Raw genomic sequence first — 12058 nt, forward strand, 5'->3', positions numbered from 1 at the left:
GGCCCGTTCGTCTATCGGCTAGGACGCATGGTTTTCATCCATGTAAGAGGGGTTCGATTCCCCTACGGGCTACAATTTTTTAAATAAAAAGATAAAATGGCAAATCATAAGTCAGCATTAAAAAGAATTAGAAGTAACGAGGCTAAACGTCTTAGAAACAAATATCAACATAAAACAACTCGTAATGCTATTAAGCGTTTAAGAGAGTTGACAGATAAAAATGAAGCTCAGACTTTATATGTTTCTGTTGTATCTATGTTAGATAAGTTAGCTAAAAAGAATATTATTCACGCCAATAAAGCATCTAACTTAAAATCAAGTTTGTCAAAACACGTTGCAGCGTTATAATCACTGCTTCATTATAATATTATAAAAAAACCTCTAAATTTATTTAGAGGTTTTTTTGTGCAAAAAATATTTATTTTTATCAAAAAAACAATGAGAATTGGAATCTAAAAAATTAAATTTGCAAGAGAGATAATTAATAACCAATATAATCATACTACTTTGGAAAACAATAAAGCCATTAAATTAATAGATAAGATTTTAGTAAATCTAGATAAAACAGGAATTAATACTGATTCTTTAATTGAAGATATTAAAGAATTAAGAACTTATGCTTTAGAACAACAAGTACCTCTAGTAGTAAAAGTATTAAGACTTACTTATGAACATATAGAATCTACCGAAAGTTTTTTAATTCCATTGTTAAGTGACGAAGTAATTGAATTTGAAGAAGGAGAAGAGGTTCTTTCTGAGATAGAAACCTCTCAAGAAGTTAACCCTATAGAAAGTTTAAAGTATGTAATTTCCTTAATTAGAAACTTAAATAATAAATCTAATATAGCGGATTTAAAAGAATATAGAGATCTTTTAAATACGTATTAAACTTAGAAAATTCAAAATCAGAATTTCAATTAAAATTTAATAGCCTTATAGAATAATTGTATAAGGCTATTTTTATGTTTTAAAACTGTTATAATATAAATAACAGTTTTACTTGCGTTTTACTACTTTTTCTGCAGCAATAACAATAGCATTAGCATTTAAACCATACTTTTCCATTAATTGTGCTGGTGTACCAGATTCTCCAAAAGTATCGTTGGTAGCAACAAATTCTTGAGGTGTTGGGTTATGTTGTGCTAAAACGCGCGCAACACTTTCCCCTAATCCACCTAAATGGTTATGTTCTTCTGCAGTTACAATACATTTTGTTTTAGCAACAGAATCTAAAATAGTTTTAGCGTCTAGAGGTTTTATAGTATGTATGTTTATTACTTCAGCAGTAATACCTTTGTCGTTTAATGTTTTAGCTGCTTCTAAAGCTTCCCAAACTAAATGTCCAGTTGCAACAATGGTTACATCTGTTCCTTCTGTTAAGTTTACTGCTTTACCAATTTCAAATTTTTGATTTTCTGGTGTAAAGTTCGCTACTTTTGGTCTTCCAAAACGTAAATAAACTGGTCCGTTATAATCTGCAATTGCAATAGTAGCAGCTTTAGTTTGGTTATAATCACACGTATTAATAACTGTCATACCAGGTAACATTTTCATTAACCCAATATCTTCTAGTATTTGATGTGTTGCGCCATCTTCACCTAAAGTTAAGCCTGCGTGAGAAGCACATATTTTTACGTTTTTACCAGAGTAAGCAACACTTTGTCTAATTTGATCGTAAACACGACCGGTAGAAAAGTTAGCAAATGTCCCTGTAAAAGGTATTTTTCCACCAATAGTTAAACCAGCAGCCATTCCAATCATATTAGCTTCAGCAATACCAGCTTGGAAAAATCGCTCTGGATGATTTGCTTTAAAATCGTCCATTTTTAACGATCCAATTAAGTCGGCACAAAGCGCTACAACGTTTTCGTTAGTTTGTCCTAATTCTGTTAGTCCAGCTCCAAAACCTGAACGTGTATCTTTATTACCTGTATTTTCGTATGTTTTCATAAATTTAAAATAGTAATTCGTAAATTGGTTTAGTAATCGCTTAATGTTTCAGGGTTTTGTCTTAACCCTTCAGCTAATTGCTCGTCATTAGGTGCTTTTCCATGCCAAGCATGTGTATGCATCATAAAATCAACACCATTACCCATTACAGTTTTAAGTAAAATAACTATAGGTTTTCCGTTGCCGGCTTTTGCTTTAGCTTCTTTTAAACCACCTTTAATACTATCTATATCGTTTCCTTTTTCAACATCTAAAACAATCCAACCAAAAGCCTCAAATTTTGCTCTAACATTTCCAAGAGACATCACATCATCTGTAGAACCATCAATTTGTTGTCCATTTAAATCTACAGTAGCAATTAAATTGTCTACATTGTTAGCAGCAGCATACATAATGGCTTCCCAGTTTTGTCCTTCTTGTAATTCGCCATCGCCCATAAGTGCAAAAACTGTATGTCCGCAACCATTAAGTTTTTTAGATTGCGCAGCACCAATAGCAACACTTAAGCCCTGGCCTAAAGATCCAGATGCCATACGAACTCCTGGTAAACCTTCATGTGTTGTTGGATGACCTTGTAAACGTGAATTTAGTAATCTAAACGTGTTTAGTTCTTCAACTGGAAAATAACCAGAACGAGCTAAAACACTATAGAAAACAGGAGAAATATGTCCGTTAGATAAAAAGAAAACATCTTCACCTAATCCATCCATATCAAAACCATCTTTACGATCCATGATGTCTTGATAAAGAGTTACGAAAAATTCTGCGCAGCCAAGAGATCCACCTGGATGACCAGAATTTACTTTGTGTACCATACGTAAAATGTCTCTACGTACTTGTGTTGTTAACGCTTCGAGTTGTGTTGTCGTTGCCATTAGTAGTTTGTTAAATTGATTGGTGTCAAAATTAACTTTTTTACTGCCTAAACAAAATATTAAAACCACTCATTTATTAACTAAAACTTGTAGTTGCTAACAATTTCGTAAAATGAATGATTGGAAAGGTCATTATAAAGCTGAATAGAAAAATTAAAACCTAAGAAGCTAATCAAATTGTTTTTTTATAAAATGTTTAAGACCTTAATACATTAAGTTATTTATATTTGCGCCTATACGTATATATTATTTTATGACTTTTACTTTAGAAGCAAAGGATGCACAAAGTAGTGCGAGAGCCGGAACTATGACTACAGATCATGGCGTTATAGAAACACCTATATTTATGCCAGTTGGTACAGTTGGTACAGTAAAAGGTGTACATCAGCGTGAATTAAAAGAAGAGATAAATCCAGATATTATTTTAGGAAATACTTATCATTTGTATTTACGTCCAGGTATCCAAACTATTGAAAAAGCAGGAGGTTTACATAAGTTTATGAATTGGGATAGAAATATCTTAACAGATTCTGGTGGTTACCAAGTGTATTCTTTATCTGGAAGACGAAAAATTAAAGAAGAAGGTGTAAAGTTTAAGTCTCACATAGATGGTTCTTATCATGTGTTTACACCAGAAAACGTTATGGAAATTCAGCGTTCTATTGGAGCAGATATTATTATGGCTTTCGATGAATGTACACCTTATCCGTGTGATTATAATTATGCAAAGCGTAGTATGCATATGACACATAGATGGTTGAATAGATGTATAAATCATTTAGAAAAAACACCTTTTAAATACGATTATTCTCAAACGTTTTTTCCAATTGTTCAAGGTAGTACTTATAAAGATTTACGTCGTCAATCCGCCGAATACATTGCAAATGCAGGAGCAGAAGGAAACGCAATTGGTGGATTATCTGTTGGTGAACCAGCCGAAGAGTTGTATGCAATGACAGAAATTGTTACAGAAATTCTTCCAGAAGATAAACCGCGCTACCTTATGGGCGTAGGAACACCAATAAATATATTAGAAAACATTGCTTTAGGAGTAGATATGTTTGATTGCGTTATGCCAACACGTAATGCACGTAATGGAATGCTATTTACCGCTTACGGCTCTATCAATATTAAAAATTTAAAGTGGAAAGATGATTTTTCTCCTATAGATGATATGGCAATTACTTGGGTAGATACAGAATATTCTAAAGCATATTTACGTCATTTATTCCATGCAAACGAATTATTAGGAAAACAAATAGCAACCATTCATAACTTAGGGTTTTATCTTTGGTTAACACGTGAAGCTAGAAAGCATATTATTGCTGGGGATTTTAGAGATTGGAAAGATAAAATGGTTAAACAAATGAATAATCGTTTGTAAAATAAATAAGTGTGAAGATTTTAGATTGGTACATATTAAAACGTTATTTAGCTACATTCTTTGGAATGTTATTGCTTTTTATCCCAATTGCAATAACTGTTCATTTAGCCGAGAAAATTGGTAAAATTTTAGATAGTGAAGCTACTGGAGCAGAAATAGCACAATATTTTTTAGACTTTACTATTTATTTTGCCCACTTATTATTCCCATTGTTTTTGTTTTTATCAGTTATTTGGTTCACTTCAAAACTTGCAAATAATACAGAAATAGTCGCTTTTTTAAGTTCGGGTGTTTCTTTTGCTCGCTTTTTAAGACCTTTTTTAATAGGAGCAGCGCTAGTTGGAGGTTTGTCTATTTTAATGGGCTTATACCTGGCTCCAAAAGCTAGTGAAGGTTTTAATGGGTTTAAATACAAATATTTGGACAGAAACAATCCTGTTGAAAACGGAAACGTAATTAAGCAAATTAATGATAATGAAATTATTTATGTTTCTAGCTTTAACCCTAGAGATAAAATAGGTTATAACTTTACTTTAGAGCATTTTGAAAAAGGAAAAATGACTCATAAAATATCTGCAACTTCAATTAAATATATAGAAGAAGACTCTGTATATAGAATGAAAAATTATTTTTTAAGAAAAATAAACCAAAACGACGATGCGTTTATAAACGAAAGAAAAAAGGATACATTATTTAGTTTTGATTTAACAGATTTAACTCCTGCAAAATATATTGCAGAAACCTTGCCTTACACGGAATTAATTAATTTTATAGAGAAGGAAGAGCAAAGAGGTTCATCTAATATTAGTCGTTATAAATTAGAACTTTATCGTAAATGGAGTTTACCTGTTTCTGTATTTGTACTAACTTTAATTGCTGTTGCTGTCTCCTCTATAAAGCGAAGAGGAGGAATGGGCGTAAATTTGGCGTTTGGAATCTCTGTAGCAATGATATTTGTTTTCTTCGATAAGATATTTGGTACATTGGCGGCACAATCTGATTTCCCTCCATTAATAGCTGTTTGGTTCCCAAATTTTATATTTGGAATAGTGGCAATATTTCTACTAAGAAATGCAAAACGCTAAGCGAAAAAATTACTTACACTTACATATTCTAGTTTTTATAGCTGGATTTACAGCTGTTTTGGGAAAGCTAATTACTATAGAAGCAATTTCTTTAGTTTGGTTTAGAATGGTTATAGCTTCAGTTTTAATGTTTGTATATGTTAAAATTAAAGGTGTAGATTTAAGTGTTTCAAAAAAATATTTATTTAAGTTATCGCTTGCAGGAATAGTAATAGCATTGCATTGGATTACTTTTTTTGCATCCATAAAATTGTCTAATGCTTCAATTGCATTGGCTATGTTTTCTACAGGAGCTTTTTTTGCTTCTATAATTGAACCAATTATCTATAAACGAAAATTAATTCCGTATGAAATTTTATTTGGAGTAATAGTAATTATAGGAATATACTTAATTGTAAGAAGCGAATTAGATTATGTTTTAGGAATGCTATTAGGTGTTTTGTCAGCTTTTCTATCTTCCTTATTTGCTGTTTTAAATGGGAAATTTTTAGAAAAGCATTCTGCAACTAAAATTTCTTTCTACGAGTTTTTAAGCGGTGTTCTTTTTATTACTTTAATATTGTGTTTTTTTAAAGATGATTTAAGTTTGGCATTTTTTAATATTGGATTAGAAAATTATTGTTACTTATTTATATTAGCGTCAATTTGTACTGCATACGCATTTATAGCATCTGTTTATGTAATGAAATGGATTACTCCTTTTACAGTAGTTTTAACTTATAATTTAGAACCTGTTTATGGTATTTGTTTGGCGTTAATTTTCTTCCCAGAGACAGAAACAATGTCTTCAACATTTTATTTAGGAGCAGCACTAATATTAATTACGGTTTTGTTAAACGCTATTTTTAAAGGAAAGCGTAAAAATATTGGTTAAATGTGATTTTTTTTCCGATTAATTACATCAAAATTGTTTAATATTGTAAGCTAACAACTAATTAAAAAAGTAATTCCCTATGGAATATTTAGAATTTGAATTACCAATTAAAGAATTAGAAGATCAACTTCAAAAATGTCAAGTTCTTGGCGAAGAAAGTGATGTTGATGTTACTCAAGCTAGTAAGCAAATTGAAAAAAAACTATTAGCCACTAAAAAGGATATATATAAGAATTTAACTGCTTGGCAACGAGTACAATTATCTCGTCATCCAAATAGACCATATACGTTAGATTATATTAAAGCCTTATGCGGTGATACGTTTTTAGAACTTCATGGTGACAGAAACTTTAAAGATGATAAAGCTATGATTGGCGGTTTAGGTAAAATTGGCGATCAATCTTTTATGATAATTGGTCAACAGAAAGGGTTTAACACAAAAACACGTCAGTATCGTAATTTTGGTATGGCAAATCCAGAAGGTTACCGTAAAGCTTTACGATTAATGAAATCTGCAGAGAAATTTGGTATTCCAGTAATTACATTATTAGATACGCCAGGTGCTTACCCAGGTTTGGAAGCAGAAGAAAGAGGTCAAGGAGAAGCAATTGCTAGAAATATTTTAGAAATGACACGACTACAAGTTCCTATAATTAGTGTTGTAATTGGTGAAGGAGCTTCTGGTGGTGCATTAGGAATTGGTGTAGGAGATAAAATTTTAATGTTAGAGAATACATGGTATTCTGTAATTTCTCCAGAATCTTGTTCTTCAATTTTATGGCGTAGTTGGGAATTTAAAGAACGTGCTGCAGACGCTTTAAAATTAACAGCAAAGGACATGAAGAAAATGAAAATTGTTGACGAAATTATTAAAGAACCTTTAGGTGGAGCTCATCAAGACAGAGAAACTACTTTTAAAACAGTTAAAGCAGCTATATTAGATTCTTACAATCAATTTAAAGATTTAACACCAAAAGAATTAGTAGCTAAACGTATTGATAAATATGCGCAAATTGGAGAGTTTAAAGACTAATCTATATATTTATATTATAAACATTAAAAATCTGAAATATAATGTTTCAGATTTTTTTTATGCTTGTTAACAATTTTTTCGACTTATTAACAGTTTAAATGTTTACTGTTGGTTAAGATTCTATGTTAATAATATAGTAGTAATGGTTTTCAATTTTCTAATTTCGCTAACCTAATATTTTACAAATAAGTACAATTAATTCTTAAAAACGATAACCCTAATTATGCAGCAACCTAATCAAGTAAAAGGCTATCAAGTAAATAAAAGTACTATTATAAACCTAGAGAAAGGTAAAATACCACCTCAAGCTGTAGATTTAGAAGAGGTAGTTTTAGGGGCCATGATGATTGATAAAAAAGGTGTAGATGAGGTTATTGATATTTTAAGTCCAGATGCTTTTTATAAAGAAGCGCATCAAGCAATTTTTGAGGCAATATTTATGTTGTTTCAAGAAAGTCAGCCAATTGATTTGTTAACTGTTTCTAATCAATTAAAAACAAATGCAAAATTAGAATTAGCTGGTGGCGATTTTTATTTAATAGGTTTAACACAAAAAGTATCCTCTTCTGCACATATTGAGTTTCATGCACGTATAATTCTGCAAAAGTTTATTCAGCGTAGTTTAATTAAAATTTCTAACGAAATTATAGAAGATTCTTACGATGAAACTAAAGATGTATTCGATTTGTTAGACAAAGCAGAATCTCGTTTATACGAAGTTACACAAGGAAATATTAAAAAATCGAGTGAAACAGCAAGAGACCTTGTTGGTCAAGCACGAAAAAAAATTGAAGAGATTTCTAAAAAAGAAGGAATGAGCGGTATTCCTTCAGGTTTTGATAAATTAGATGCTTTAACTTCTGGTTGGCAAGAAAGCGATTTAATTATTGTTGCGGCTCGTCCAGGTATGGGTAAAACAGCTTTAACGCTTTCTATGGCTAGAAATATTGCTGTTAATAGTAATATTCCAGTAGCATTTTTTTCTTTAGAAATGGCATCAGTTCAATTAATTACTCGTTTAATTTCTAGTGAAACTGGTTTGTCTTCAGAAAAATTAAGAACAGGGAAATTAGAAAAACACGAGTGGGAACAATTAAATGTAAAGGTAAAAGATTTAGAAAAAGCACCTTTATTTATAGATGATACACCATCACTTTCTATTTTCGATTTACGTGCAAAAGCTAGACGATTAGCTTCTCAACACGGCATAAAAATGATAATTATTGATTACTTGCAGTTAATGACAGCTGCTGGTAGTGGTGGAAATAGAGAACAAGAAATATCTACTATTTCTAGAAATTTAAAAGCATTAGCAAAGGAATTAAAAGTCCCAGTAATTGCACTTTCTCAATTATCTCGTGCAGTAGAAACGCGTGGAGGAAGTAAAAGACCTTTATTATCCGATTTACGTGAATCTGGAGCTATTGAACAAGATGCAGATATTGTAAGTTTTATTTATAGACCAGAATATTATAAAATTGATGAGTGGGATGATGATGAACAAAGTCCAACCGAAGGACAAGCCGAATTTATTATAGCTAAACATAGAAATGGAGGATTAGATAATATTCGTTTAAAGTTTATTGGAAATTTAGGTAAATTTGATAATTTAGACGACTTTGGTACTCCTTTTGGACAGGAATTTCATAGTAAAATGAATGCAGCAGCCAATGATGATACATTTACCCCAGATAATTTTCCAGGAGTAAACCCACATGATGCTTTTGGTCCAGCAGAAACAGAAGATGATGGCGTACCATTTTAAGATTAATAAATACTAAATATCCCAAATATGGATAACCTACGTACAACAAATAAATTACTTCTAGCTTTAGTGATTCCCGTTATATTTTATTTATTAAAGTTACTGTCTTTTATATTTATTCCTTTAGTATCTTCAATGTTTATTGCATTGTTGTTTTTGCCATTAATGCGTTTTTTACAAAAAAAAGGTCTGTCTAAGCTTTTAAGTATTGGCGTAGTTATAATTATATTTGGAATTGGTTTAAAATTAGGAATTGAATTAGTTAAGTTGTCAAGTCAGCAAATAATGGCGTCAGATTCTCAGTTTTTTTCTAAAGCAGAAACTCAAATAAACAATTTAATAACTACTTATGGAGGAGATTTAGGAATTGAGTCCAACTCAGAATCATCTAGCTTAACTCGATTTATAAACAAAGAAGGATTGTCGGCAAAGTTAGCTCCAACGTTTAGTTTTATTAGTCGTTTTTTAACAGCACTTTTAATGACTGTGTTCTTTGCAATATTATGGTTGGCAGATTCAATAAATATTCAAAAATTATTAAATAATACTATTTTAAAGAAAAAACACACATCTATTAAAACCTTTATGAAAATAGAGCGTGATCTAATTAAATTTATTAAAGTTAAGGTTTTAGTTAGTGCATTAACAGGAATATTTACAGGATTAGCTTGTTACTTTTTTAATGTTAGCTTTCCTATATTTTGGGGCTTGTTTGCTTTTTTAATCAACTTTGTCCAAATGGTAGGTTCGTTTATAGCAGTAATAGCATGTTCTGTTTTTGCACTAGTAGAATTAGAAATTTCTAGTACATTAGTCTTTTTTATTATAACAGTTTCTATGGTTCAAGTCGTTTTTGGTGCAATCTTAGAACCTGTATTTATGGGTAAATCTTTTTCTATAAATATTATTACAGTTTTAGTTATGTTAATGTTTTGGGGATATATTTGGGGAATACCTGGTTTAATTATGGCTATTCCTATAACAGTATTTTTTAAAATAATCCTTGAGCAATTCCCAACCACAAAAGTGTTAGCATCTCTATTATCTGCAGACGATAAATAATTTTTATCAATATAATTATATAGGCCTTATTTTTGAGTATCTTTCAACTATAAATTGAAAGGTTTAAAAAATATATGTCAAGACTACTAATCATTTTTTTACTTTGCTTGTATTCTTTTAATGCAAAAGCATCTTCTATATTAATACCAATGGATGCGGAAACGCAAGTAAATCATTTAAAAGCTTACGGAATTACTTATTGGGTTTTAAATCAAAATGTAAAGGTAAAGTGGTTACTTAATTATCGAGGTGGATCATTTTTACTACCAAATGCCGAAATTTTCCAAAAAGAATGCACTATTAGAGGTGTAAGTTTTGAAGTGATTTCTGATGCTAATACAGCTCAAATTCTAGAAGAAATTGCCAGTCCAAGTCAGAATATGGAATCTGTAGATTTAGAAAAAGCACCTAAAATTGCAGTGTATACTCCTAAAGGGAAAATGCCTTGGGATGATGCAGTTACAATGGTTTTAAATTATGCAGAAATACCATACGAAACCGTTTATGATTCAGAGGTTTTAGAAGATGAACTTATTTTATATGATTGGTTACACTTGCATCATGAGGATTTTACTGGACAATATGGTAAATTCTATAGAAGTTTTAGAACCGCTTCTTGGTATATTGAAGAAAAGAATAATGCAGAAACTTTAGCGACTAAACTGGGTTTCAATAAGGTTTCTGAAGCTAAACGAGCAGTTTCAAAAAAAATTAGAGATTATGTTGTTGGTGGTGGATTTATGTTTGCTATGTGTAGTGCAACAGATAGTTTCGATATTGCTTTATCTGCAGATGGCGTAGATATTTGTGAGCCAATGTTTGATGGTGATACAAGTGATGCAAACTATCAATCTTTAATAAATTATGATAACACTTTTGCTTTTAAAAATTTTACATTAGAAAGAAGTCCGATGGTTTACGAGTTTTCTAGCATAGACATGACTCAAAAAAGGCAAATACCAAAAGCACTAGATTATTTTTCTTTAATGGATTTTTCTGCTAAGTGGGATATTATTCCTACTATGTTAAATCAAAATCATACAGCTTTAGTAAAGGGATTTATGGGGCAAACCACATCTTTCACTAGAGAAGAAATTAAAAGTAACGTGTTGGTTTTAGGCGAAAATAAAAGTAATGGAGAAGCTAAATATATTCATGGCATAAAAGGTAAAGGTTTTTTTACCTTTTATGGCGGTCATGATCCAGAAGATTATCAGCATAGAGTAGGAGATCCAAAAACAGAATTATCCTTACATCCAACCTCTCCAGGTTATAGACTTATTTTAAACAATATTTTATTTCCAGCAGCAAAAAAGAAAAAACAGAAAACTTAAATCTTTAATAGAAACAATTTATATTTCTAACATTAAAAAAAAACAAAAAGTCCGATTCGTTAGAATCGGACTTTAAATTATAAGTGAAAATGTTATTAATTAGGCAAAAGCCTTATTTTACTTTATTTACAATTGCTTCAAAAGCATCTGGATTGTTCATTGCTAAATCAGCTAAAACCTTACGGTTTAATTCGATATTGTTAGCTTTTACTTTACCCATAAATTGTGAATAAGACATTCCATGTAATCTTGCACCTGCGTTAATACGCGTAATCCATAATGCACGGAAAGTTCTCTTTTTATTTCTACGATCTCTGTATGCATATTGCATAGCTTTATCAACCGCATTTTTTGCTATAGTCCAAACGTTTTTACGACGTCCGAAATATCCTTTTGCTTGTTTAAGCACCTTTTTTCTTCTGGCTCTTTTGGCTACAGAATTTACTGATCTAGGCATAATTTAAATGTTTTTTGTAGTAGGCAATTACTAAGTAATATTTATTGTTCAATTATGAACGCCTAACTCCAGGGTTTATAATTTTAGTTAACCGATTAAACTTGGTTTTACTTTAAACGTAAAGTAAGTTTAATGTTTTTCTCGTCTGCTTTAGAAACTAATCCATCATGCGTTAGAGCAAGCTTACGTTTTTTAGACTTCTTTGTTAAGATGTGACTTTTAAACGCGTGCTTTCTTTT

The 12058-nt window shown here is 30.8% G+C and carries 13 protein-coding genes and 1 tRNA gene; 10 read left to right on the forward strand and 4 right to left on the reverse strand.

Annotated features, from left to right (window positions below; genetic code table 11):
* The 3 genes from ACFDSN_RS09885 (at window position 1) to ACFDSN_RS09895 (ending at window position 888) form a co-directional block, all read left to right on the forward strand.
* Window positions 1-72 (forward strand) — tRNA-Glu (locus ACFDSN_RS09885).
* Window positions 73-96: 24 nt separating this feature from the next.
* Window positions 97-348, forward strand: coding sequence for a 30S ribosomal protein S20 (gene rpsT, locus ACFDSN_RS09890; RefSeq protein ID WP_375239689.1), 252 nt, complete (start codon window positions 97-99; stop codon window positions 346-348).
* Between the two features lie 159 nt (window positions 349-507).
* The gene (locus ACFDSN_RS09895) at window positions 508-888 is read left to right on the forward strand and encodes a hypothetical protein (RefSeq protein WP_375239690.1); all 381 of its coding nucleotides are present in this window, start codon (window positions 508-510) and stop codon (window positions 886-888) included.
* A gap of 108 nt (window positions 889-996) precedes the next feature.
* Here ACFDSN_RS09895 and ACFDSN_RS09900 read toward each other — a convergent pair whose 3' ends face one another.
* Entirely contained in the window at window positions 997-1950 is a 954-nt protein-coding gene (locus tag ACFDSN_RS09900; protein ID WP_375239691.1) for a transketolase family protein, read from the reverse strand.
* Between the two features lie 29 nt (window positions 1951-1979).
* Entirely contained in the window at window positions 1980-2825 is an 846-nt protein-coding gene (locus ACFDSN_RS09905) for a transketolase (RefSeq protein WP_375239692.1), read from the reverse strand.
* 253 nt (window positions 2826-3078) lie between these two features.
* On the opposite strand from ACFDSN_RS09905, the gene tgt reads away from it, so the two are divergent.
* The 7 genes from tgt to ACFDSN_RS09940 all read left to right on the forward strand — a co-directional run bounded on the left by tgt (window position 3079) and on the right by ACFDSN_RS09940 (window position 11362).
* Window positions 3079-4209, forward strand: a complete 1131-nt coding sequence (gene tgt / locus ACFDSN_RS09910) for a tRNA guanosine(34) transglycosylase Tgt (RefSeq protein ID WP_375239693.1) — start codon at window positions 3079-3081, stop codon at window positions 4207-4209.
* An 11-nt stretch (window positions 4210-4220) separates the two neighbouring features.
* Window positions 4221-5294: an LptF/LptG family permease gene (locus tag ACFDSN_RS09915; protein WP_375239694.1), complete on the forward strand. Its 1074-nt coding sequence runs from the start codon at window positions 4221-4223 to the stop codon at window positions 5292-5294.
* Window positions 5281-6168, forward strand: coding sequence for a DMT family transporter (locus tag ACFDSN_RS09920; RefSeq protein ID WP_375239695.1), 888 nt, complete (start codon window positions 5281-5283; stop codon window positions 6166-6168). Before ACFDSN_RS09915 ends, ACFDSN_RS09920 begins: the two co-directional genes overlap by 14 nt.
* 79 nt (window positions 6169-6247) lie before the next feature.
* A complete protein-coding gene (locus ACFDSN_RS09925) occupies window positions 6248-7201 on the forward strand; it encodes an acetyl-CoA carboxylase carboxyltransferase subunit alpha (protein ID WP_375239696.1) in 954 nt (317 codons plus the stop codon).
* Window positions 7202-7424: 223 nt separating this feature from the next.
* A complete protein-coding gene (dnaB, locus tag ACFDSN_RS09930) occupies window positions 7425-8966 on the forward strand; it encodes a replicative DNA helicase (RefSeq protein ID WP_375239697.1) in 1542 nt (513 codons plus the stop codon).
* Between the two features lie 27 nt (window positions 8967-8993).
* Entirely contained in the window at window positions 8994-10028 is a 1035-nt protein-coding gene (locus ACFDSN_RS09935; protein WP_375239698.1) for an AI-2E family transporter, read from the forward strand.
* Window positions 10029-10177: 149 nt separating this feature from the next.
* Window positions 10178-11362, forward strand: coding sequence for an asparagine synthetase B (locus ACFDSN_RS09940; RefSeq protein WP_375239700.1), 1185 nt, complete (start codon window positions 10178-10180; stop codon window positions 11360-11362).
* A gap of 112 nt (window positions 11363-11474) precedes the next feature.
* Here ACFDSN_RS09940 and rplT read toward each other — a convergent pair whose 3' ends face one another.
* Both rplT and ACFDSN_RS09950 read right to left on the reverse strand, forming a co-directional pair.
* Window positions 11475-11819, reverse strand: a complete 345-nt coding sequence (rplT, locus tag ACFDSN_RS09945) for a 50S ribosomal protein L20 (RefSeq protein ID WP_375239699.1) — start codon at window positions 11817-11819, stop codon at window positions 11475-11477.
* A gap of 107 nt (window positions 11820-11926) precedes the next feature.
* On the reverse strand, window positions 11927-12058 hold a 132-nt coding region (locus tag ACFDSN_RS09950; protein WP_375239701.1), incomplete at its 5' end, for a 50S ribosomal protein L35.

The organism is Aurantibacter sp., from assembly GCF_042094015.1.
In the GTDB taxonomy this organism is placed as follows: Bacteria; Bacteroidota; Bacteroidia; order Flavobacteriales; family Flavobacteriaceae; genus Aurantibacter.

What these genes read in the sequence shown, in the direction of transcription:
- rpsT (WP_375239689.1), top strand. Translation starts at nt 97, where the DNA reads ATGGCAAATCATAAGTCAGCATTAAAAAGAATTAGAAGTAACGAGGCT.
- ACFDSN_RS09900 (WP_375239691.1), bottom strand. Translation starts at nt 1,950, where the DNA reads ATGAAAACATACGAAAATACAGGTAATAAAGATACACGTTCAGGTTTT.
- ACFDSN_RS09905 (WP_375239692.1), bottom strand. Translation starts at nt 2,825, where the DNA reads ATGGCAACGACAACACAACTCGAAGCGTTAACAACACAAGTACGTAGA.
- tgt (WP_375239693.1), top strand. Translation starts at nt 3,079, where the DNA reads ATGACTTTTACTTTAGAAGCAAAGGATGCACAAAGTAGTGCGAGAGCC.
- ACFDSN_RS09920 (WP_375239695.1), top strand. Translation starts at nt 5,281, where the DNA reads ATGCAAAACGCTAAGCGAAAAAATTACTTACACTTACATATTCTAGTT.
- ACFDSN_RS09925 (WP_375239696.1), top strand. Translation starts at nt 6,248, where the DNA reads ATGGAATATTTAGAATTTGAATTACCAATTAAAGAATTAGAAGATCAA.
- dnaB (WP_375239697.1), top strand. Translation starts at nt 7,425, where the DNA reads ATGCAGCAACCTAATCAAGTAAAAGGCTATCAAGTAAATAAAAGTACT.
- ACFDSN_RS09935 (WP_375239698.1), top strand. Translation starts at nt 8,994, where the DNA reads ATGGATAACCTACGTACAACAAATAAATTACTTCTAGCTTTAGTGATT.
- ACFDSN_RS09940 (WP_375239700.1), top strand. Translation starts at nt 10,178, where the DNA reads ATGGATGCGGAAACGCAAGTAAATCATTTAAAAGCTTACGGAATTACT.
- rplT (WP_375239699.1), bottom strand. Translation starts at nt 11,819, where the DNA reads ATGCCTAGATCAGTAAATTCTGTAGCCAAAAGAGCCAGAAGAAAAAAG.